The sequence below is a fragment of the Amycolatopsis albispora genome, from assembly GCF_003312875.1.
GTDB classification, from domain to species: Bacteria; Actinomycetota; Actinomycetes; order Mycobacteriales; family Pseudonocardiaceae; genus Amycolatopsis; species Amycolatopsis albispora.
This window is the reverse complement of record NZ_CP015163.1, coordinates 6,895,078-6,916,290: the sequence shown is the minus strand read 5'-3', so window position 1 is coordinate 6,916,290 and position 21,213 is coordinate 6,895,078. Positions and strand designations below refer to the sequence as shown.

At 71.1% G+C, this 21,213-nt stretch carries 16 protein-coding genes and 1 tRNA gene; 11 read left to right on the top strand and 6 right to left on the bottom strand.

Annotation, left to right across the window (positions count from 1 at the left end; genetic code table 11):
- Positions 1 to 67: 67 nt before the first annotated feature.
- Together A4R43_RS32745 and A4R43_RS32740 are read right to left on the bottom strand one after the other, a co-directional pair.
- A complete protein-coding gene (locus A4R43_RS32745) occupies positions 68 to 4,024 on the bottom strand; it encodes a ThuA domain-containing protein (RefSeq protein WP_113695622.1) in 3,957 nt (1,318 codons plus the stop codon).
- Positions 4,025 to 4,052: 28 nt separating this feature from the next.
- Positions 4,053 to 5,027 (bottom strand): multicopper oxidase domain-containing protein, encoded by a 975-nt coding sequence (locus A4R43_RS32740; protein WP_113698035.1) that lies wholly within the window; start codon positions 5,025 to 5,027, stop codon positions 4,053 to 4,055.
- A gap of 513 nt (positions 5,028 to 5,540) precedes the next feature.
- On the opposite strand from A4R43_RS32740, the gene A4R43_RS42995 reads away from it, so the two are divergent.
- Both A4R43_RS42995 and A4R43_RS32730 read left to right on the top strand, forming a co-directional pair.
- The gene (locus A4R43_RS42995; RefSeq protein WP_162788669.1) at positions 5,541 to 6,101 is read left to right on the top strand and encodes a dihydrofolate reductase family protein; all 561 of its coding nucleotides are present in this window, start codon (positions 5,541 to 5,543) and stop codon (positions 6,099 to 6,101) included.
- Between the two features lie 182 nt (positions 6,102 to 6,283).
- A complete protein-coding gene (locus A4R43_RS32730) occupies positions 6,284 to 6,544 on the top strand; it encodes a hypothetical protein (RefSeq protein WP_162788668.1) in 261 nt (86 codons plus the stop codon).
- Here A4R43_RS32730 and A4R43_RS32725 read toward each other — a convergent pair.
- Positions 6,528 to 7,154 carry a maleylpyruvate isomerase family mycothiol-dependent enzyme gene (locus tag A4R43_RS32725; RefSeq protein WP_113695619.1) on the bottom strand — a complete coding sequence of 209 codons (627 nt, stop codon included), beginning with the start codon at positions 7,152 to 7,154 and terminating at the stop codon, positions 6,528 to 6,530. The genes A4R43_RS32730 and A4R43_RS32725 overlap by 17 nt on opposite strands.
- Positions 7,155 to 7,268: 114 nt before the next feature.
- Here A4R43_RS32725 and A4R43_RS32720 point away from each other — a divergent pair.
- Positions 7,269 to 7,341: transfer RNA gene (locus tag A4R43_RS32720), tRNA-Lys, on the top strand.
- Positions 7,342 to 7,503: 162 nt separating this feature from the next.
- Here the strand turns inward: A4R43_RS32720 and A4R43_RS32715 are convergent.
- Positions 7,504 to 8,118: a TetR/AcrR family transcriptional regulator gene (locus A4R43_RS32715; RefSeq protein WP_113695618.1), complete on the bottom strand. Its 615-nt coding sequence runs from the start codon at positions 8,116 to 8,118 to the stop codon at positions 7,504 to 7,506.
- Between the two features lie 53 nt (positions 8,119 to 8,171).
- Between A4R43_RS32715 and A4R43_RS32710 the strand changes: the two genes are divergently transcribed.
- The 3 genes from A4R43_RS32710 to A4R43_RS32700 all read left to right on the top strand — a co-directional run bounded on the left by A4R43_RS32710 (position 8,172) and on the right by A4R43_RS32700 (position 9,978).
- Positions 8,172 to 8,810 (top strand): lysophospholipid acyltransferase family protein, encoded by a 639-nt coding sequence (locus tag A4R43_RS32710; protein ID WP_113695617.1) that lies wholly within the window; start codon positions 8,172 to 8,174, stop codon positions 8,808 to 8,810.
- A gap of 4 nt (positions 8,811 to 8,814) precedes the next feature.
- On the top strand, positions 8,815 to 9,243 hold the full coding sequence (locus A4R43_RS32705) for a hypothetical protein (protein WP_162788667.1): 429 nt from the start codon (positions 8,815 to 8,817) through the stop codon (positions 9,241 to 9,243).
- A 93-nt stretch (positions 9,244 to 9,336) separates the two neighbouring features.
- Entirely contained in the window at positions 9,337 to 9,978 is a 642-nt protein-coding gene (locus tag A4R43_RS32700) for a GGDEF domain-containing protein (protein WP_113695615.1), read from the top strand.
- Positions 9,979 to 10,275: 297 nt separating this feature from the next.
- Here A4R43_RS32700 and A4R43_RS32695 read toward each other — a convergent pair whose 3' ends face one another.
- Positions 10,276 to 10,914, bottom strand: a complete 639-nt coding sequence (locus A4R43_RS32695; protein ID WP_162788666.1) for a hypothetical protein — start codon at positions 10,912 to 10,914, stop codon at positions 10,276 to 10,278.
- Between the two features lie 79 nt (positions 10,915 to 10,993).
- On the opposite strand from A4R43_RS32695, the gene A4R43_RS32690 reads away from it, so the two are divergent.
- The 4 genes from A4R43_RS32690 to A4R43_RS32675 all read left to right on the top strand — a co-directional run bounded on the left by A4R43_RS32690 (position 10,994) and on the right by A4R43_RS32675 (position 17,649).
- Entirely contained in the window at positions 10,994 to 12,430 is a 1,437-nt protein-coding gene (locus tag A4R43_RS32690; RefSeq protein ID WP_113698034.1) for an LCP family protein, read from the top strand.
- Between the two features lie 88 nt (positions 12,431 to 12,518).
- On the top strand, positions 12,519 to 13,187 hold the full coding sequence (phoU, locus tag A4R43_RS32685; RefSeq protein WP_113695613.1) for a phosphate signaling complex protein PhoU: 669 nt from the start codon (positions 12,519 to 12,521) through the stop codon (positions 13,185 to 13,187).
- Positions 13,188 to 13,390: 203 nt separating this feature from the next.
- Positions 13,391 to 15,136: an SDR family NAD(P)-dependent oxidoreductase gene (locus A4R43_RS32680; protein ID WP_113695612.1), complete on the top strand. Its 1,746-nt coding sequence runs from the start codon at positions 13,391 to 13,393 to the stop codon at positions 15,134 to 15,136.
- Entirely contained in the window at positions 15,136 to 17,649 is a 2,514-nt protein-coding gene (locus A4R43_RS32675; protein ID WP_113695611.1) for an acyltransferase domain-containing protein, read from the top strand. Before A4R43_RS32680 ends, A4R43_RS32675 begins: the two co-directional genes overlap by 1 nt.
- On the opposite strand, the gene A4R43_RS32670 is transcribed toward A4R43_RS32675, so the two are convergent.
- On the bottom strand, positions 17,564 to 20,062 hold the full coding sequence (locus A4R43_RS32670) for a helix-turn-helix transcriptional regulator (protein WP_113695610.1): 2,499 nt from the start codon (positions 20,060 to 20,062) through the stop codon (positions 17,564 to 17,566). The two genes, A4R43_RS32675 and A4R43_RS32670, sit on opposite strands and share 86 nt — an antisense overlap.
- A gap of 320 nt (positions 20,063 to 20,382) precedes the next feature.
- Here A4R43_RS32670 and A4R43_RS32665 point away from each other — a divergent pair, with 320 nt between their 5' ends.
- Entirely contained in the window at positions 20,383 to 21,201 is an 819-nt protein-coding gene (locus A4R43_RS32665) for an AfsR/SARP family transcriptional regulator (RefSeq protein ID WP_113695609.1), read from the top strand.
- The last annotated feature ends 12 nt before the right edge of the window (positions 21,202 to 21,213 follow it).

Below are 21,213 nucleotides of genomic sequence, written 5' to 3'. Positions count from 1 at the left end.
GGGAAAACCTTCCTGAAGGCCCGGCCGGCGCGCGGGGCCGCGCGCCGGCCGGGGAGGATCACTGGAACTACAGCGGCCGCACCCGGATGTCGCGGAACTCCATCAGGTCGTTGTTGCCGTGGTTCTGCAGGCCGATGAACCCGTCGGCGAACTGGCGGAGATCGGTGGGCGGATCACCCGGCCGCGAGGACTGGATCCCCGGGTTGTTGTCGAACTCGTTGATCACCTTGCCGTTGCGGATGATCGTGTAGTGCTGGCCGACAACCCTGATCTCGTACTCGTTCCACTGCCCCTTCGGCGTGGCACCGGCCGCGTCGAGCGGGTTCGGGTCGAAGTTGTAGACCGACCCGGTCTTCTGCGGTTCCCCGGTGTCCCCGTCGTAGAGCTGGATTTCGTGGCCGCAGTAGATGGCCACCCAGGCCTGTGACGTGGCCGCGGAACCGGTGGTCCCGCAACTACCGGGAGGCCGCTGGTCCAGCGGGGTGCGCGGATCGGGGAAGCGGACGAAGACGCCGCTGTTGGCGCGGAAGCCCTCCGGCGCGATGTCCTTGAACTTGAGCTTCAAGGAGTAGTTGCCGAACTGCTGCCCGGCGTACCAGAGCATGCCGAGCCCGCCGCTGGGCCGCAGCGAACCGTCCGGCTGGATGGTGAACTCACCGGACGGCGCCATTTCCCAGCCCTTGAGCGAGGTCCCGTCGAAGATCGAGGTGTACCCGAAGTGCCCGGGCGTCCCGATCGGCGAGTCCTGCGCCACCTGGTTGATCTTGTCGCGCTGCTTGTCGTTGATGATGCCGAGCTGCTTCAGGTTCCGCGTCGCGTTCTTGACGTGGTCCATGAACCCGGCCTTGGTCGGCCAGGTGCTCTCGTCGTCGATCATGTCGTCGACCTTGCAGCCGCCACCGGCGTTGCGGTTGGGCACACCGGTGTCGGTGTCCCCGACGGTCACCGTTTCCCCTGGGTCGGCCACCAGGCAGCCGACGTTCGCCGTGGTCCGCGAGACCACCTGCTCACCGTCGGCGTAGGTGGTGGTCAGCTTCGCGGTGAACGGACCGGTGCGGGTGTAGGTGTGCCGCGGGTTGGCCTCGGTCGACATGGTGCCGTCGCCGAAGTCCCACTCCCAGGCCACCCCACCGGACTTGAGCCCGTTGAACGCCACCGTCAGCGGCTTGCTCTGCACGTTGGTGTTCGTGGCCGTGGGCGCCGGGGTGGCCGCCCCGCCGGTGTAGGTGATCCGGATCAGCTTCTGGTTCGGGTCGAGGCTGAAGAAGCCGTTGCCGTAGTCCAGCAGGTACAGCGCGCCGTCCGGGCCGAACTTGGCGTCCATCCAGCTCAGCAGCTTCCCGTCCCCGCTGCCCGAGGGGATGATCTGCCGCAGCGTCTCGGCGAAGGCGGGCGGCTGCTGCGTCGGAACGCCGGCCGGGTCCACCGTCACCGCGACGCGGTTCTGCGAGTTGGACTGGTCACCGATGAACCACTTGTTGTCCCAGTACTCCGGCCAGGCCACCCCGCTGTTGGTGTTGACCAGTTCGCGGTGGTAGGTCGGACCGGACATGACCGCCTGACCGCCACCCTTGAGGTAGGGCTGGGTGTAGGTCGCGTCCGCGGCGTTGTAGGTCGGCACGGAGCTGTTCGGGCGGTTCGGGAAGATCGGGCCGCCGCCGTCCGGCGAGTACCAGATCATGTTGTCCTTGATCGGCGGCAGGTTCACCAGGCCGGTGTTGCGCGGCGAGGTGTTCACCGGGTTGTTGCAGTCGTACCAGCCGGTCAGCACCGCGGCGTCGGAGCTGCTGCGGTCGCGGTACGGCTGCCGGTTGCCCATGCAGTACGGCCAGCCGTGGTTGCCGGCTTCGGTGATCACGGTCGCCGTCTCGTACTTCGCCGGGCCGAGTTCCGGGCTCGGCGAGCCGGCGTCCGGGCCGACCCAGCCCGCGGTGACCCAGTTGGTCACCGGGTCCACCTGCAGGCGCGAAATGTTCCGCACGCCCATCACGTAGATCTCCGGGCGCGTCTTGTCGGTGCCCGGCGGGAACAGGTTGCCCTGCGGAATGGTGTAGGTGCCGTCGGCCTCCGGGTGGATCCGGATGATCTTGCCGTTCAGGTCGTTGGTGTTGCCCGAGGTGCGGCGCGCGTCCTGGAAGGAAACGCCCTTGTAGTCGGCGGTCCAGTTGTTGCCGGAGTAGCCGTTCGAGCCCTGCGACGAGTTGCTGTCACCGGAACCGATGTAGAGGTTGCCGTCCTTGTCGAAGGCCATGCCACCACCGGCGTGGCAGCAGCTGTGGATCTGCGTGTCCCACGACAGCAGGTCCTTGCGGGTGGACTGGTCGATGGTGGCCTTCGCGGCGTCGTAGGTGAACCGCGAAACCGTGCGCTTGCCGATCCGCTTGTCCTTGTCGATGGACTCCCAGGGCATCCAGTAGACGTAGAACCAGCCGTTCTCGGCGAACTTCGGGTCCAGGGTCATGCCGACCAGGCCCTCTTCGTTCTTCACCAGCTCGTCACCGGAACCCCGGTTGCCCATCACCTTGAGCGTGGTGAGCAGCTTGACCTGCTTGGTGGCCGGGTCCCACTGGTGGATCGTGCCGCAGCCGAGGCCGACGTTCGGGTCGTCCCAGCTGGGCACCGGGCCGGTCGCGCAGGCGGCCTTGCCGATGTAGAACACGCGGCCGTTCGGCGCGATGGTCAGCCCGTGCGGCTCGCCGATCTGGTCCATCTGCCCGGCGGCGTTCGCCTTGGACAACCGTTCCACCTTGTAGTTGGCGGCGATGGTGGCCTTGCAGTCACCGCGCACCATGCCGGTGGTCCACTTCAGCGCGCCGAGCAGGTGGCCGCGGAACTGGTCCTCGCCGTAGCTGCCCTCGGTGCGGCCCATGCCGGTGTAGAAGGAGCGGCCGCCGTCGTAGTCGCGGCACCAGGAGATCGGGTGGAACGGCCCGTTGGCGCCCGGCCCCGGGTTGTACCCCTTCTCCTCGACCTGCGCGATGGTGTGCACCTGGCCGACCGGGTTGACGTCCCAGTTCAGCCAGCGGTCGGTCCGCTTCCAGTTCAGCGGCAGGCCCTCGTTCGCCGGGTGGTGGCGGTCGAGCACGTTGACCGTGGCCTCGGCGGGCGCGGGCTCCGGCGGCGGCGGGGTCTGCGAGTTCGCCTTGTACAGCTCGAGGTCCGCCAGCTGGGTGGCCGTCTCACCGCCGTTCGCGGTGATGTTCAGCCGGTAGTGCGGGTAGCTGGTGGTGTTGGTGAATTCGAAGGTCCTGGTCTGGAAGCGGTCACCGAAGACCTCGCCGGTGCGCTTGTCCAGATCGGTCCAGGTGGTGCCGTCGGCCGAACCCTGCAGGGTCCAGTCCTTGGGGTCGCGGCCGGGGAAGTCGTTGGCCGAGGTGAGTGAGTAGCTGCTGATCGCGGCGGGCGCGGCCAGCTGGTAGCTGATCCAGCCGGTCTTGGCGAACGCGAGCCACTTGGTGTTCTCGTTGCCGTCGGTCAGCTTGTCCTTGCCCTCGTTGGGCGGGTTCTCCGCGCTGACGGTGACCGCCGAAACGGCCTCCGGAGCGGGACGGGCGCCGACCGGGCGGGCCCCGATCAGCCCGGTGAACCAGGTGGAGTCGTCCTGCGCCTTGGCGGCGTCGGACAGGCCGAGGAAGCCGCCGCCCGCCTTCATGTAGTTCTTCAGCGCGGTTTCCTGCTCGGTGGACAGCGTCACGCCCTCCGCGGACAGGAACACCACACCCCGGTAGTTCGCCAGGTTCGCCGCGGTGAACACACCCGGGTCCGAACTCGAGGTGACGGCGATGCCGTTGTCCTGCCCGAGCCGCGCGATCGCGTCACTGGCCCGCAGCACCGGGTCCTTCTGCTCCGCCGCCGGGCCGTGGAACACCAGCACGGAGACCGGTACCGCCGCGGCGGCGGCCGGTGCCGCCTGCGCGACGACGGTGGTGGCCAGCGGCGCCGCGAGCGAGACCACCGCCCCGACGGCCAGCGCGGCCGCCGATCGTCGCCGTTTCGACCAGCCTGCCGAAACTCTTCGCCCCATCCCTGACTCCTTCATTGGTGGTTGGGAACTAGTGGTTGCTGTGCGCGGTCGCGCCGGACTGGGCGGTGTGCCCGGTGTGGTCGTGGTGCTTGAACCGGTCGATCGCCTCCTGCGCGCCGGCGGGCATGCTGCCGTCGGGGTTGCGGACCAGGAAGATGCCCGCCATGCCCATGTCCGAGTGGTTCTGGACGTGGCAGTGGTACATCCACGCCCCCGGCCCGACGCCCTCACCGGCGATCACCTGGAAGCCGAAGGACGCGCCGGGGTCGAGGTTCTTGTTGTCGATCACGTTGGCGTGGTCGTTCTCGCCGTTGAGCATCCCGGTGCGGGTGTCCGCCCAGCGGTGCGCGTGCAGGTGGAAGGTGTGCGGGAAGATGCCGTGGCCGATGCAGATCCACTCCACCCGCTCGCCCTGGTTGGCCTCGAACATCGGGGTGTCGGGGGCGACCTTGTTGTTGATCATCATGTCGTTGAAGACCACGGTGTACTGCCTGCTCGGCAGCAGGTCGCCCCGTTTGCGCACGATCAGCCCGCCGTAGAGGCCCTTCTGCAGGCCGACGGTGCCGTGGTCGGTGCCCATCGCGTGGTCGTGGTACTGCCAGTAGCCCGCACTGCCCGGCATCCAGAACCCGTTGGCGGCCTTGTACTGCGTGCGGGTGCGCCAGATGTAGGTGCGGGTCTCGCCGGGCTTGTTGAAGGAGTTGTTCAGCGGGGCGCCGTCGGAGTTGGTGTCGTAGTTGACGCCGTGCGGGTGGATGGACAGCCGCTGGTCGGTGTTGTTGACCAGTTCGATCTCCAGGGTGTCGCCCTCGTAGATCTCCAGCAGCGGGCCGGGAATGCTGGCCTTGCCCGGTTCGAGGCCGTAGCCGAACTGGCCGCCGGGCAGCGGCTCGGCGTAGATGGTGAGCTTTCGGGTCAGCCCGGCCGCCGCGGCGGCGTGCGGGGCGGCGGCACCGGCCACCATGCCGGGGATCAGCACCCCGGCCGCGGCGGTGGCCAGCATCGAGCGGCGCGACAACCCGGAGCGGGGGGCGGCGTTGCCGGTTCTATCCATGACGGATCTCCGTTCGGGGACGAGGAGAGGCGGGGAGCGGGGAACGTCAGGGCTGGGCCCGCGCCGGGGGTTCCACCCCGGGGGCGTCGACGGGAAATGCGGGGGCTCGGGCCGCGGGACGGCCGCATCGCCCGTGCGGCGACGTCGGCGACATCACTGACATCGTTGACACCATTGCCACGTGCCTCGCCTTTCGACCCGGGCGTCCCTCGAGAGGCGCACGGACATCGTTCTTCCGACGAAATGAGAACAACTTATGTTGACTCGTGGCAAAAGTTAAGGGCCAAATGGTCTAACGGCCAGCACACGTACGTTCTGCTAGCAGCGGTAGCGCTGTGTCATCGGAAAGTCACCGGAAAGTCACGGAAAAAAGTTCGTCGAGCCCTGTCGATGCCGGGCCGTCCCGCTCGACGCACTGGCGAACACACCCCGAGACACACTCCGGACACCGAGGAGCTTCCGATGGGCAAGATCGTCAACGCCACCTACCTGACCCTCGACGGCGACATCAGCAACATGATGGACTGGCACTTCGACTACTTCGGCGAGCAGGCGCAGAAGGCCGCCACCGCGCAGCTGGCCGACGCCGACGCGCTGATCATGGGCCGCGAAACCTACGAGGGCTTCGCCGGCGCGTGGTCCTCGCGGGCCGGGGTCGACGAGTTCGCCGACCGGATGAACAACATCAAGAAGTACGTGGTCTCGACCACGCTGACCGAGCCCGAGTGGACCAACACCGAGGTGATCAGCGAGAACGTGGCCGAGAAGGTCCGCGAGATCAAGGAGTCCGGCACGAACCTGCTGCAGTACGGCTTCGGTGACGTCAGCAGGCTGCTGCTGGAGCACGGCCTGCTCGACGAGCTGCGGCTGTGGCTGCACCCGGTGCTGTCGGGCAAGGCGCAGCCGTCGGAGCTGCTCTACCGCGACACGCAGCAGGCGAAGTTCCACTACAACGGCGTCGAGGTGCACGACACCGGCCTGCTCATCCTGAGCTACACGCCGGTCAACGCCGCCCGTCCCTGACCCGGCGACCGAGTTAGACACGCGTTATACGTCCATTGTGGACTTTCGTAGGGTGCTTCGTGTGGCACGATTACCGGCGAGCACCCTGGGGAAGTGGGACCATGACGCGAGCGTGCACTCGAGCGGAAGACTGGCCGCGCGTCGATGCCTCAACGGGATCGCCGACGTGGAACGTGACCATCGTGGCCGGCACACTGGACCGGCCGATCGACGCCGGGACGGCGCGGGCGGTGGCCGAGCGGGTGCACGGAGAGCACCTGCTCGACCTGCTCGTCGACGGCGCCCGTTTCGGGGTGGCCGGCCGCAGCGGGCTGTCGGTGTACCCGGCGCTCGAACAGGCGGGCGCGGACTTCGTCGACGCGCTGGCCGAGGCCGGTTACACCCTGCGGCACTGGGACCGCGTCGAATGGGTCGCGGGCGCGGCGGTCAGCGACGGGCCGTGAGCACCGGGAGCCCGGGCCCGGTCAACTCGGCCAGCGCCTCCCGGCGGCCGGCGATCGCCATCAGCACGGCCTCGCCGGGGCCGCGCACCTCGGGTCCGCGGCCGTGGCGCCAGCCGACGTCGGTGGCGACCAGCGTGACGCCGCGGGAGCGCTGGAAGCCGCGGATCGGCGGGGCCCGGAGCGAGAGGTGGAGCGCGCGGCGGAGCCGTTCGGGCGGGATCTCGCGGGTCAGCCCGAGCGGGCGCCGGATGTCCTGGTGGTGGATGGTGGCGTCGAGCAGCGCGATCATGCCGCCGAACGCCGCCGGCAGCCCGCGCGGCCGCAGGTTCGCGCGCAGGATGGCGATCAGCTGTTCCGGCGGGCAGGGGTACTCGTCGATCCCGAGCTGGTTGACCACGCCCGCCCGGAACCGCCCCCGCACGAACCGGCGGAGGGTGCGGGGCCAGCCCAGTTCGTCGTAGCTGACCGCGTGGGCGACCAGCTCACGCACGGTCCACTGTGCACACAGGGTGGGCCCGGCCCACTGCTCGGGGGTGAGCGTCTCGAGGAAGTCGGCGAAGTCGGCGCGCTCGCGCACGGCCATGCTCATGGTGTCCGCCGCCCCGGTCATGCCCACACCCTGCCCGGGTCGCCGGTGGTGGTCAACTCCACTGTGGACAGTGCCGGTGCCGGGTCGGGACCACCCTGCCCACCACCCCGGCCGGGCCCGCTAGACTCCAGGTGCGGGCCGTTAGCTCAATTGGTAGAGCTGCGGACTTTTAATCCGTAGGTTCTGGGTTCGAGCCCCAGGCGGCCCACTCGATCTTGGCTACCCCTTTGTCGGCGGGCACGCCTTCCCCCGTGTCGATCGTCGTTCCTTTGTCTGGGGGCCGGGCCCCCAGGCCCCCGCCGGGGGCTTGCCCCCGGACCCCCATCGCTGCTGGTCACCTATCGCTGTGCGGTCGCCTGTTGCTGTGCGGTCACGGTTGCTGCCGCGTGAGTGTGGGTGGACTAGTGGGCAGTTGGGTTTGCAGGGCGTGGCGGGCGTGGGGTAGGGCTTGCGCGTCGCCGGTTAGGTGTAGGGCGTGGTTTGCCGCGAGCACGGTGCCGACCAGGTTGAACAGGATCTGGTCGGCGTCGCCCGTCAGGTCGCCGTCGGCGAGGGCCAGGGTGATGTGCATGCGCAAATCGCGTTGCCACAGGGCGCTCATGCCGGCGATGGCGTCGCGGACCGGGCCTGGCCGCCGGTCGAACTCGGCGGCGGCCGAAAGGAAGAACCCGCCGCACGGGTGCGTGAGGTAGACCAGCCACGCCTCGCACAAAGCACGCAGTCGTGGCAGGCCGGGGGTGGTGCCGGCGCTCGGCTCCACCACCTCCCGGCCGAACTGCTCCGCCGCCGTGTCGATCACCGCCAACTGCAGCGCCTCCTTGGCGCCGAAATGCCCCAGCACACCCGATTTGGACAGGCCGAGGTCCGCGGCGAGACGTCCGATGGTCAGGCCATCCAGACCTTCGACGGTCGCCAGCTCCACCCCGCGCGCGAGGATCGCGGACCGGGTTTCGCGGGCATCGGTGACAGACCTGCGCGGGCTCATCCGCCGAGTTTAGCGTCCGAACGATCGGACGTTAAACGCGCTATAGTGCGCACGTGATCGTTCTCCGGCTCCTCTTCCGCCTGCTCTTCCGGCCCCTCGTGCGCGGCCACGAGCACCTGCCCCGCACCGGCCCGGTCATCCTCGCCAGCAACCACCTGTCCTTCATCGACAGCGTGGTCCTCCAGCTGGTCACCCGGCGCCAGGTGCACTTCCTGGCCAAGGCGGAGTACTTCCAGGGCACCGGCCTCCGTGGCCGCGTGATCCGCTGGTTCTTCACCGCCACCGGCGCGGTGCCGGTCGAACGCGGCACCCACCGGGCCGCTCAGGGCGCGCTCGAGACCGCGCTCGGCGTGCTCGCCGACGGCAAGGTCTTCGGCATTTATCCCGAGGGCACGCGCTCGCTCGACGGCAGGCTGTACCGCGGCCGCACCGGCGTCGCGTGGCTGGCGCTGACCGCGGGCGTGCCGGTGGTGCCGGTCGCGCTCACCGGCACCGACCGCCTCCAGCCGGTCGGGCGGCGGCTGCCGCGCCCGCACCGCGTCACGGTCACCTTCGGCCCGCCGATCCACGGCAACGGGCAGCCGAAGTCCGGGCCCGCCCGCCGCGAGGTCACCGACGAGGTGATGGGCGCGATCCAGCGGATGTCCGGCCAGGAAACCGCGCCGGACTACAACTCCGCCCCGCTAACCTGAACGCATGCGGAAAGCCGTGGCGCTGGCGCTCGCCCTGCTGGTCAGCGGCTGCGGGGTGACCCCGCTCAAGCCGCGCCAGGAGACCGACACCGACCTCGTCGGCCGGTACTTCGACCTCCTCAACCGCGCCGGCGACCAGGGCCCCGAGGAGCAGGAACGCTTTCTCGAAGCCACGCAGCACCCCGACTTCACCGGCCAGGACTGCGCGCTCGGCGACCTCACGCTCGACATCTACCCGGCGATGTCCACCGTGCGCCCGGACCCCGAGTGGTCACCCGATGGTGATGACCCGCCGCGCGGTTCGGTGTACGTGGTGGCGGTGTCGCTGACCATTCGCCGCGCGGGTGCCGCGATCGGTGAGCAGATCGGTTCCCAGCGCGTAGTTCTGCTCGATCGCCGGGTTTACGGCTTCGCTCCGTGTCCGAAATCGTGAACCGGTTACGCTTCGTCGTCCGGTTGAGCGATTTTCGCCTTCGCCGCGTCCCGATATCTCAAGCGCCGCCTCTTGCACGACGACGAACATCAAGTGGCGGAGGTGAAAGCGGTGTCCAAGGACGGGATCGCAGTCCACACCGAGGCCGCGGATCTGCCCGCGCTGCACGAGACGATCGCCTCGCTCTTCGCGGCCCAGGGCAACTGGGAGCGCGCCTACCAGCACCTCCGCTCCGCGCTCGAGCGTGACCCGCTCACCTCCGGCTACAACCGCCGCTTCCTCGACCAGCGGCTCGCCCAGCTCGACGGCCACCACGTGGCGCTGGCGATGGTCGACATCGACCTGTTCAAGGACGTCAACGACACCTTCGGGCACCTCGTCGGCGACCGCGTGCTGCAGCGCGTGGCCGCGCTGCTGAAGCAGGAACTGCCGCGCGACGCCTTCTGCGCGCGGTACGGCGGCGAGGAGTTCGCGCTGGTCATGCCCGGGTTGACCGCACGCGAAGCGCTGACCACCGTGGAGCGCGCGCGGCTCCGGGTGGCTCGGTACCCCTGGCACCGCATACGGCCGGGCCTGGTGGTGACGGTCAGCGCGGGCTTGACGGCGCGGCGGGGCCGGGCCGAAGAGCGCCTGCGTGAGGCCGACGCGCTCCTTTACGCGGCCAAGCGCGCGGGCCGCAATGTGGTGGCTTGTCCGGATTCGGAAATCCCCGGTCAGATTCGACACTCTCGGTAACCCGCACTGGCCCGATTTCCCACTGCGGGTGATAACGGACGTACTGGAACCTGCCGGTAACCCGCCGAACTCACACCGTGTGTAAAAACATCACGGGATGGTGTCGTCACGAACGGCGGGTATCCGTAGGATAACGAAAGCCGTCCGGCTGGCGATGATCCACCGGAGTCCGCCGAGTCAAGTCGAGGAACGTGGTCGACTCACCACCGCTGTGCTGAAGGGAGACTGAGTGCCTGACGATCACCTCTCCTCTGGCACCGGTCGTTCCCGCAGGTCGCGGCGCCGTTCCATGGACACCTACGGCGGCATCAGCGTCAACGAGGTGATGGCCAAGGCGACCGGCAAGTACCCGGTCCCGCCGGTGGCCGAGCCCGAACCCGAGCCGGACCCCGAGCCTCCGCCGCCACCGCCGCCCGCGCGCCCGCGGCCGCAGGCACACCCCAGTTCGCCTGGGCTTCCGCGCCCGGTGCCGCCGCCGCGGAACAAGCACGAGGAGTTGCCGCCGCGTCGGCCGACGGGCCCCAACCCGGTGCCCAACGGGGTACCGCCGAGGCGGACGCCCACGCGTCGCCCGTCGGGGCCGCCCGCCAACGGGGTGCCGCCTGCCGCGCAGGCGCCGTCGCCACCCGCGCCGCCGCGCACGCCACCGGCACCGCCGAGGCCGCCGCGCCGCCAGCCGCCACCGGCGACGGCACGGCCAGGGGCATCGGCACCCGCCACACCACCGCCCGCACGCCCGGCACCCTCCGCAGCCGCCCGGCCAGCGTCGGAGCCCTCCACCCCGCGTCCGGCGGCATCCGCGCCGTCGGCGGCACGGCCAGCGGCAGCGGCGCCCGCGCGTTCGGCGCCGTCCACGCCGCCGCCCGCGCGTTCGGCCCCGCCTGCCGCGGCACCGACCGCGGCGGTGCCGTTGCCCGAGGCCAAGACCGCGGTCACGCCGCCGGTGGCCAAGCCGCAGCCGCCGCGGCCGAAGCCGGTGCGGCCGGAGCGCCCCTCCGCCGAAGACCGGCTGATCATGACCGACCAGATGGAGCCGGTCGACGACGCGACGAAGTACCGCCGCAAGATCGACAACACGCTGGCCCGGTTCTCCGCCGCGCACGACGAGATGGCCGCCGAGGAGGCCAAGCGCAAGGAACGGCTGTCCCGGCTGACCGCGGCGCCGGTCAAGCTGATCGAGCAGACCCGCACCAAGCTCCAGCGGGTGGTGCACCCCGGGGAGGGCGCCGCGAAACCGCGGCCGCACCCGCTCGCGCACCTGCGTGCGGGAAGCGCCGAGGAAACCGAAGCCGAGCCCGACGAGAACTCGGCCGCCCCGCAGACCCGGTTGCAGGAGAAGAAGCAGCGCCGGGTCGACCGGTCGGCCAAGGCCGGCCGGATCACCGCGATCGTGCTGGCCTGCCTGATGTTCGTGCTCAGCGCGGGCGGCTGGGGCATGAAGACCTGGTTCAACAGCAAGTTCAACCAGATCGCCGCGCTCGACGAGAACTCGGCGGACATCCAGAACGCGGCCGGGCAGCTCGGCGACGAGAACTTCCTCATCGCCGGCTCGGACACCCGGGCGGGCGCGGAGGCCGAGGAAGGCGTCGGCACCGCGGACTCGGTCGGCGGCGCACGCTCGGACTCGCTGATGATCGCGCACATCCCGGCCGACCGGAAACGCGTGATCGTTGTCGGCTTCCCGCGTGACCTCGAGGTCAACCGGCCGGACTGCAAGCGCTGGGACTCCAACACCGGCCAGTACCTCGAAGAGGTCGTGCCTGCCAAGTCGAAGGCCAAGCTGAACGAGGCCTACGCGATCGGCGGGCCGCAGTGCACCACCAAGCAGATCCAGCAGCTGACCGGGATGAAGATCAACCACTTCGTCGGCATCGACTTCCACGGCTTCAAGGACATGATCAACGTGGTCGGCGGGGTGCCGGTGCACATCGAGGAGCCGGTGATCGACGACGTGCTCGGGGTGATCGTGCCGCAGGCGGGTGAGCAGGTGATCACCGGCGACCAGGCGCTCAACTTCGTCCGCGCGCGGCACGTGAAGGGCGACGTCACCTCCGACTACGGCCGGATCAAGCGCCAGCAGCTGGTGATCGGCTCGCTGCTGAAGAAGACGATGTCGCAGGAAGTGCTGTTCGACGGCGGCAAGCTGACCGGGTTCGTCAACGCCTTCACCGCGGCCACCTTCGGCGACAACCTCGGCGTCGACCAGATGCTCACGCTGGCGCAGTCGATGAAGGGGCTGAACCCGGACACGGTGAAGTTCATCACCGTGCCGACCACCGGTGAGGCGAACAACCGCGGCAACGAGGTCCTGCTCGAGAAGAAGTCGAAGGAGCTTTTCGCCGCGCTCATCGAAAACGGCCCGCTGCCGGACGAGAAGGCCGCCGCACCACCGCCGTCGACACCGTCGAGCACCGGAACCACTCAGCAGGGCCAAGCCAAGCCGGGCAACTAGGGTGTCCGCGTGATTCGTTAGGCCGGGTTCACGCCGGGTTCACCCGGCGATGCGGCGTTCGCGTGGTCCTGGCCGTATGGTTGGCCGCATGCGCGAGGCTTACCACGTCGAACTCGAACAACTGGCCGACAAGCTGGCGGCCATGTCCGTGCAGGTGGCGGACGCCATGGAGCGGGCGACCCAGGCCCTGCTCGACGCCGACCTCGCGGTCGCCGAGCAGGTGATCAGCGACGACGCCAAGGTCGACGACGCCAGGGCGGCCTGCGAGGAGCAGGCCTACGCGCTGCTGGCGCTGCAGGCCCCGGTGGCCACCGACCTGCGCACCGTGCTCGCGGCGATCCACGCGGCGGAAAGCCTGGAGCGCATGGGCGACCTGGCGCTGCACGTGGCGAAGGCCGCGCGGCGGCGGCACCCCGAGCCGGTGCTGCCGGAGCAGGTGCGCGGCTACTTCGCCGAAATGGGCCAGATCGCGGTGCGGCTGGCGCGGCAGGCCGAGCAGGTCATCAAGACCAAGGACGTGGGCGCGGCCAAGGAACTGGAGTCCGACGACGACCAGGTCGACGACATCCACCGTCACCTGTTCACCGTGCTGATGGACCGCGAGTGGCCGCACGGCGTGGCCGCCGCCGTGGACGTCACGCTGCTGGGCCGGTTCTACGAGCGCTTCGCCGACCACGCGGTGTCGGTGGCGCGGCGGATGATCTTCGTGGTCACCGGCCGCATGCCCGGCTACGGCCCCGGCGACGACGAAATCTGAACAGTACCCCCTCATCCCGTGCCGCCACGTGCGCAACGCACGCGCGGGCGCATGCGTTCCACTGTGGACCCCGCGTGGAATTCGCATGGGTGGCCCGGTAAGTAGGGGCGCGGCACGGGATAGGGGTGGGCGCGCCGTCGAGTCGGCCGGATGCTGTTCCCAGAGTGAGCGGGAAGCCGTTCTCATGGGGAGGGGCCGCGCCAATGACCAACAGGATCGACAACGCGCTCGACTGCTGGCGTCACCGGCTGGAGTGGCGGCCGGTGCAGGGCAGGCCGGCGCTGTCCGGCCGCTGGGCCGTGGTGGTGCCGGATCTCGACGACGGCGAGCGGTTCGCCGCGGCGCTGCGTCAGTACGGCGCCGAGCCGATCCTCATCCCGGCCGGCGATCGCGGCGCGATGGCCGACTGCTTCCGCATCTTCCGCGAACTGTCCGGTGTGGTCTCGTTGCTCGCGCTGGCCGAAGCCGGTGACGGCGACCAGCTCCCGCCCGGCGTCGCGTCCACCGTCTACCTCATGCAGGCGCTCGGTGACGCGGGGCAGTCGGTCCCGCTGTGGTGCGTGACGCGCGGCGCGATGGCGACCGGCGGTGATCCCGGGCAGGCGCTGCTCTGGGGACTCGGCCGCGCCGCCGTGCTGGAGAATCCACACGGCTGGGGCGGAACGGTCGACCTGCCCGCCGAGTTCGACGCGCGGACCGCGCGCCTGTTCGTCACCGCGCTTTCCCACCGCGGCGGCGACAACCGCTTCACCGTCCGCGACGGCAACCTCTACGCCGCGCGGACCGTGCGCGAGCCCGGGCACGACTGGGCACCGCGCGGCACCGTGCTGATCACCGGTGGCACCGGCGCGCTCGGCACCCGCGTCGCCCGCTGGGTCGCCGAGCAGGGCGCGAGCCACCTGATCCTGGTGAGCCGCCGTGGTCCCGGGGCCGCCGAAGCGGCGGAGCTGCGCAAGCTGCTGGCGGGCACCCGGGTCACCATGGCCGCCGCCGACGTCACCGACGAGGCCTCGCTGGCCAGGGTCAAGCGGGAGCACGGGCCGATCGACGCGGTGGTGCACACCGCGGGACACGACGCCGTCGGCCCGCTGCCCGAGCTGCGCCCGGCCGACCTGCACACCAGGGTGCTCGGTGCCCGCAACCTCGACCGCGTCTTCGCCGCCACCGAGCTGGACGCCTTCCTGCTGATGTCCACTTTGGACGGCGTGCGCGGGCGGACCGGCCAGGGCGCGGCGGCGGCGACGAGCGCCTACTTGGCCGCGCTCGCCGAACGCCGCCGCGCCCGCGGCGGCCACGCCCAGGCGCTGGCCTACGACTGCCGGGCCACCGACGACCTGCGGATCTTCGTGTTCCCGGACGTGCTCGGCAAGCCGGGGCTCGCCGAGGACCTGCGTGAGCGCTCCCCCGAGTTCGCCGCCACCTACGCCGAATGCGAGCGGCGGCTGGCCCGGTACACCGATCCCCGGCACGGCCACGACTGGGCGACGATGGTCGCGCTCGCCGCGATGTGGCAGGCCACCGGGGTGCGCCCGGCGCGGGTGCTCGGTCACGGCGCCGGTGAGATCGCGGCGGCCGTGGTCGCCGGTTCGCTCACCGTGGAGGAGGGCGCGAAGGCGATTGCCGTGCGCTCGCAGGAAATGGTCGCCGTGTCGCTGCCGGAGAGCGAGGTGGCCGACCGGATCGCCCGCTGGCAGGGCCGGATCGGCGTGCTCGCGGTCGACGGCCCGGATTCGGTGGTGGTTTCCGGGGATCCCGCGGCGATCGACGAGCTGACCTTCCGGTTCCGCGCGGGCCGCATCACCGTGCGGCGCCTGGTGCGGGCTTCGGCGGGCAATCCCGAGTCGTTCGAACGAACCCTGACGGCGTACCGGCGCCACGGGTACCGGCTCATCGAGATCAGCGGGCCGCCGCTGCCCGTGCGCTCGCCGCGGTCGCTCGGGGTGGCGTGATGGTGTTCGACCTGGTCGAGCCGATCGCCGGGACCGGCGCGCTGCTGTGCTGCGGTGATCTGGACGAGGGCACGCATCCCTGGCTGGCCGGCAAACCACTGCCGCTCGCGTTGCTGACCGAGCTGTTCGCGCTCGCCGGTGCCGAAGCCGGCTGCGCGCGGGTGCGGGAACTGCATCCCGAGGCGGATCTGCTGCTGCCCGCGCGGTTCCAGTTGCGCGTCGGCGCGCTGGAGAACGGCATGCGCGTGGTCCACCTGTACACGCGGACCGGTGAGGACTGGACCAGGCACGCGACCGGGGTGGTCGAACCGGCGGTGGTCACCGAGCCCGCCGACGACGGCTGGCACCCGCGGCCACCGGCACCGAGAACCACCGGGCCGGAGCCCAGGATCGTGCCGTTCACCACCACCGAGCAGGCGAGCGCGCGGGTGCGGGGTGGTGAGCGCCAGCTGGTCTTCGCCGACGAGCACGAAGCCACCGCGCGGGTGCTGCCCGAGGTGCTCGGCGCGGCGGCCCCGCCGCTGATCGTGCGTGCCGGGGTCGCCTACGCCATGGACGGCACGGAAGCCACCGGAGACGAGCCGATCGTGGTCATCGGGCTGAGCGGGCGTCTTCCCGAGGGAATCGGGCCGGTACCGGAGGACCGCGGCTGGGACATCGCGCCGCGCGGGGCTTTCCTGCGGGCGCCGGGTGAGTTCGACGCGGCCTTCTTCGGGCTGTCCGGTGAGCAGGCGGTGGTCATCGATCCGCAGCAGCGGCTGCTGCTGGAAACCGCTTGGGAAGCCTTCGAAACCGCCGGGATCGACCCGGAACGGATGCGCGGGGAGCGGGTCGGCGTGTTCGCCGGGGTCCAGGGCAGGCACTACGAATCGCTGGTGTGGGCGGCTTCGATGGACACGCGGCCGATGCCCGCCGCGGTGCGCGTGGCGCAGGCGTTCGGCCTCGCCGGTCCGGCGGTGGACACCCCGGATGCCTGCCGCATGGCGGTCGAATCGCTGCGACGCGGTGAGTCGGCCATGGCGCTGGCAGGCTGGGCGAACGTGCTGGCCACCCCCGACGCGCTCGACGGCGAACCGGCCGAAGGCGCCGGAATCGTGGTGCTGCAACGGCTTTCCGACGCCGAACGGCTCGGGCACCCGGTGCTGGCGACGGTCTCCGAACAGCCGGAGCCGGTGGCCGCGCTGCTCGGTTCGGTGCGCCGGGTCAGGCCGGAGCCCGCCGAGCCGATCGCCGACCTCCCGATGGCGTGGCCGCTGTCGGCGAAGTCCGAAGGGGCGCTCCGCGAGCTGGCCACCCGGCTGCTGTCCTCTTTGGACACCGACGCGCCCGCCGACATCGGTCTGTCACTGGCCTCCCGCACGGAGTTCACGCACCGGGCGGTGGTGATCGGCGAGAATCCCGCCGAGTTCCGCGCGGGGCTGATCGCGCTCGCCGACGGCCGGACCGCGCCGAACCTGGTGCTGGGCACGGCCGCCGAGGCCACCGCGCCGGTGCTGGTCTTCCCCGGTGGCGAACTGGACTGGCGGACCAACGAGCTGCTGGAGCACCCGGTGTTCGCCGACCGGATCGCCGACTGCGAGCGGGCGCTGGCCGCGCACGTCGACTGGTCGCTGACCGAGTTGCTGCACAACGAGCTGGTGCCGGACCGGGTGGACGTGGTGCTGCCGGTGCACTGGGCGGTGCAGGTGGCGGTGGCCGCGCTGTGGGAGTCGTTCGGCGTGCGGCCGTCGGCGGTGCTCGGGCACGGGGACGGCGAGATCGCCGCCGCCGTGGTGTGCGGCGCGTTGTCCATTGAGGACGGTGCGAAGGTGGCGGCGCTGCGGGCGCGGGCGCTGCGCGGCATCGTCGGCCGCGGTGGTGTGGTCGCGGTTTCCCTGCCGGAGCACGAGGTGGTCGACCGGATCGCGTACTGGCCGGGCCGCCTGGGCGTGGCCGCGATCGACGCCCCCGACTCGGTGCTGGTCAGCGGGGACGCCGGGGCGCTGGACGAGCTGATGTACCGGTTCAAGGCCGACCGGATCCGGGTGCGGCGGCTGCCGGCCGGCCACGCCGCGCATTCGTCCCATGTGGACGAGATCGAGCAGCTGGTCAAGGACCTGCTCGCCGAGGTGGCGCCCGGTCCGGCGGCGGTGCCGTTCTTCTCCGCGGTCACCGGCGACTGGTTCGACACCACCGAGCTGACCGCCGACTACTGGTACTGGAACCTGCGGCAGCCGGTGCTCTTCGCGCACGCACGCAAGGCACTGGCCGACCAGGGCTGCGTGTTCGCCGAGGCGGGCGCCCCCGCTGGGCTGCGGCCGTTCCTCGCCGAGGTGGCGAAGGCGCACCTGCGCGGGGTCGCGGTGGACTGGCGCGCCTGCTTCCCCGGCGCCCGCCCGGCCGAGCTGCCCACCTACCCGTTCCAGCGGGAGCGGTACTGGGCGGACCTCACGCACTCCGTGTCGTCCCAGTCGTCCCAGTCGTCCCGGTCGCCAACGCCCGCAGCTCGATCGGCAGATCACAGCGCCGCTTGATGCCCAGCTTGCGGTAGGTCCTGGTCAGGTGCTGCTCCACAGTGGACACCGTGATGTAGAGCTTGCCCGCGATCTCCCGGTTCGAGCAGCCGCACACCGCGAGCGCGGCGACTCGGCTTTCGGACTCGCTGAGCTTGTCCAGCCCGCGCACCACCTCCCCGGCCGGCCGGGCGGGCTGCGGCTTGGCCCGCGGCACCGGACGGCGCCGGTCGTGCCGGTCGTGCCGGTCGCCGGTCAGCAACTGCAGTGCCTTGGCCCGTTCGAGCCGGTCACCGCAGGCCTCCAGCAGCTTCACCGCTTCGGCGACCAGCTGCGGGCGCTGCGCCGGTTCGCTCGCCGCGGCCAGTACCCGCAACGAGATCCCCCGCACCCGCGGTTGCTCGGTGCCCGCGAGCGCGAGCTGCGCGTCGACCAGCTTGCGTGCCTGGCCGCGGTTGCCCAGCGCCAGCCAGGCCTGCGCGGCGCCGGTCCGCCACGGCACCACCGACGGCTGGTCCATGCCCCACTGCTGCATCAGCTCACCGCAGAACAGGAAGTCGGCGAGCGCCGCCTGGTGCCTGCCGATGGCCTGGCTGTAGCAACCGCGCGCGTACGCGTAGTGCAGGCCGAACCGGGTGTCGAACATGGCCTGCGGCACCGGCCGTTCGGCGATCTCGGCGGCCTCCTCCAGCCTGCCGAGGCCGATCAGCGCGAGCAGCAGGTTCGCCAGCGGGAAGCCGATGCCGACCCCCCAGCCGCGTTCGGACAGCACCCGCAGCGCCTCGCTCGCCTCCCGGTGCGCGATGGTCAGTTCCCCTTGGCGCACCGCGATTTCCGCGCGGACCGAGGCCAGCAGCGCCTGCCCGGTGCGGCTGGTGGTGCGCAGCCGGAGGTGGTGCAGCCTGCCCCAGTGCGCGGCGGCGTCGAGCCGTCCGGCGTAGATCAGCGTGAGCAACGCGCCGAACTCCTCCTGGGGTGAGATCTGGTCGCGTTCCCCGAACTGCGACCGCTGCAGCAGGTGCTCGGCACCGAGCACGGTCGGCCTCGGCGCGGTCACCGGCTGGCCGCCGGGCAGCAGCTGGTCGAACCGGATCCGCCGCTTGAGCCCCGGATAGGTGGTGCTGAGCCAGAGTTCGGCCTCCGCGAGCTGCTGCGCGTCCCCGGCCAGGCCGCGGATGGTGGCCAGTGCCTCGTCGTGCTTGCCTTGCCAGAGCAGGTATCCCGCCAGCGCGGTGGTGTCACGACCGGCCAGCCTGCCGTCGCGGGCGGCGGTCATCAGCGGTTCGAGGTGCCGCGAGGACTGCCCGGGGTCGAGCCGCCAGGTCACCCTGGCCAGCAACGCGGACAGGTCGAGCCGGAGCGCGGGATCGGTGGTGCTCGCGCGGGCCAGTTCCAGGTAGCGGACGGCATCCGCGGGCCGCTGGTCGCGCAGCGCGGTGTCGGCCGCGTCGGTGAGCACGGGCGCGGCCCAGTCCGGGCGCAGGTGCGGGGCCCGCAGCAGGTGCCCGGCCACCACCTCGGGGGCGGCGCCCGCGGTGTGGGTCAGCACGGCCGCGCGCTCGTGCAGCTCGGCCGCGGCCGCCGGGGTGAAGGTGCCGAGCGCCGCCGCCGCGACGTCCGGGTGTGCCTGGTCGCCCGCGTTGATCAGCCCGCTCGCCCGCAGCGCCAGCAGGTCGGCGTCGATCTCACGGCCGAGCAGCTCGGCCACGTCGTCGGCCGAACCCAGCACGCCGATGGCGCCGAGCACCTCGACCGTGGACGGCGCCGCCCGGTGCAGGCAGCCGAGCAGTGCCTCGGTGAAGCGACCCTCGGCCAGCCCGTTCATCAGCTGCGGGTTGCCGCCGGTCAGCGGCAGGTCGTTCCCGGCGGTCAGTGGTTCGACCGGCAGCGCGTGGAAGTGCGGCTGGCGCGAGAGTTCCGCGCGCACCCCCGGATCGAGGGCCAGCGGCCCGGCGCCTTCGGTGAGCACCACGGTCACGCGCTGCCCGGGGAGCCGCCGCACCAGGTACAGCAGGCAGCTCATCGAAGGCGCGTCGCAGTACTGGGCGTCGTCGAGCAGGATGGCCAGCGGCCGTTCGGCGGACAACGCGAACAACGCGGCACCGACCGCACGCGAGACGCGCAGCAGTTCGTTGTCCGCCACCGTCCGGTCCGGGTCGTGGTCGAGCGCCTTCGCGATCCGTTCGTCGGCGAGTGCGGGCGGCGGCAGCAGCTGGCCCAGCGCGCCGAAGGGCAGGCCCTGCTCGGCGCGGGCGCAGCCGGCCCGCAGCACCAGCGCGCCGGAGTCCTCGGCGAGTTCGGCGAACCGGGTCAGCAGCGTGGTCTTCCCGCACGCGACGCCCCCGGTCAGCACCGTGGTGGTCCCGAGGCCCGACTCCGCGCCGGCCAGCCGCGCCTTGAGCGCCGCGACCTGCTCATCCCGTGCGATCAGCATGATGTCCCCTTTGCGTCGTGTGCGGGGTTCAGGGCGAAATTAGCCCAGGAAAAGGGGTCGCTCCCGGGAATCGAGGGCGGCTCGAGTGGGGTCCGACAAGCCGTCGAGGCGCCGTCGACGGCGAAGATCGGCAGCTTCCGGCCGAACCGGCGGGCATCGTGGCTGCTCAGGAGTAGGGTGAGGGGGTCGACCGCTCAACGAAAAAACCGACCGACCGGTACCGAAACCGTTGACAAAACCGACCGCCCGGTTTTGAATTTTGGGTATCGGGCCGCTGGCAGGGGTGACCACCGGCTCGCCGACGAGCTGAGGGAGCTGTGATGGACATCCGGGTGCTGGGGCCGCTTGAAGTCCAGTTTTGCGGCAGAACGGTGGCGCCGACGGCGGCGAAGGAGCGCAAGCTGCTCGCCATGCTGACGGTGCACGCCGGGGAACTGGTTCCCGACACGGCCTTGTTCGAGGAGTTGTGGGGTGGGAAGGTGCCGCGGAGCGCACGCACCACCCTGCAGACCTACGTGCTGCACCTGAGGTCCATGATCGGTGCGGCGGGGGCGGGCGCCGAAGACGGTCGCGCCCGGGATCCGAAAGCGATCCTGGCGCGAGAAGTAGGGGGCTATGTTCTTCGTGATGAGGGGTTCACGATCGACGTCAAGGAGTTCGACCGGCTGGCCGAGTCCGGTCACCGCGCGCGCGAGGCCGGTGACTTCGCCGGGGCGTCGGAGAAGTTCGGGCGCGCGCTGGCGCTCTGGCGCGGTCGCGCGCTGGCCGACGTGATGCCGGGCGGGTTGCTCGAGGTCGAGGTGCACCGCCTGGAGGAGGCCAGGTTGTGCGTGCTCGACCGCCGCATCGACGCCGATCTCCGGCTCGGCAGGCACCACGAGCTGCTCGGTGAACTCACCGCGCTGGTCGCCCGCAACCCGACGCACGAGGGCCTGCACGGGCACCTCATGCTCGCGTTGCAGCGGGCCGGCCGCCGGGGTGACGCCATCGAGGTCTATCTGCGGCTGCGCACCCGCCTGGTCGAAGGCCTGGGACTCGAGCCGTCCTTGAGCCTGCGCCGACTGCACCGGTGCATCCTCACCTCCGATCAGGAGCCGACCCGGCCCGGGGACCCCCTGTTCCCCGCGCTCACCGCGTGAGGCGGGCCGGGA

Excerpts from the sequence above, each read along its gene's own strand:
- A4R43_RS32745 (WP_113695622.1), bottom strand. The coding sequence starts at position 4,024 with ATGGGGCGAAGAGTTTCGGCAGGCTGGTCGAAACGGCGACGATCGGCG.
- A4R43_RS32740 (WP_113698035.1), bottom strand. The coding sequence starts at position 5,027 with ATGCTGGCCACCGCCGCGGCCGGGGTGCTGATCCCCGGCATGGTGGCC.
- A4R43_RS42995 (WP_162788669.1), top strand. The coding sequence starts at position 5,541 with ATGGGCAAGATCGTCAACGCCACCTACCTGACCCTCGACGGCGACATC.
- A4R43_RS32725 (WP_113695619.1), bottom strand. The coding sequence starts at position 7,154 with ATGACCGGGGCGGCGGACACCATGAGCATGGCCGTGCGCGAGCGCGCC.
- A4R43_RS32715 (WP_113695618.1), bottom strand. The coding sequence starts at position 8,118 with ATGAGCCCGCGCAGGTCTGTCACCGATGCCCGCGAAACCCGGTCCGCG.
- A4R43_RS32705 (WP_162788667.1), top strand. The coding sequence starts at position 8,815 with ATGCGGAAAGCCGTGGCGCTGGCGCTCGCCCTGCTGGTCAGCGGCTGC.
- A4R43_RS32690 (WP_113698034.1), top strand. The coding sequence starts at position 10,994 with ATGACCGACCAGATGGAGCCGGTCGACGACGCGACGAAGTACCGCCGC.
- phoU (WP_113695613.1), top strand. The coding sequence starts at position 12,519 with ATGCGCGAGGCTTACCACGTCGAACTCGAACAACTGGCCGACAAGCTG.
- A4R43_RS32680 (WP_113695612.1), top strand. The coding sequence starts at position 13,391 with ATGACCAACAGGATCGACAACGCGCTCGACTGCTGGCGTCACCGGCTG.
- A4R43_RS32675 (WP_113695611.1), top strand. The coding sequence starts at position 15,136 with ATGGTGTTCGACCTGGTCGAGCCGATCGCCGGGACCGGCGCGCTGCTG.
- A4R43_RS32670 (WP_113695610.1), bottom strand. The coding sequence starts at position 20,062 with ATGCTGATCGCACGGGATGAGCAGGTCGCGGCGCTCAAGGCGCGGCTG.
- A4R43_RS32665 (WP_113695609.1), top strand. The coding sequence starts at position 20,383 with ATGGACATCCGGGTGCTGGGGCCGCTTGAAGTCCAGTTTTGCGGCAGA.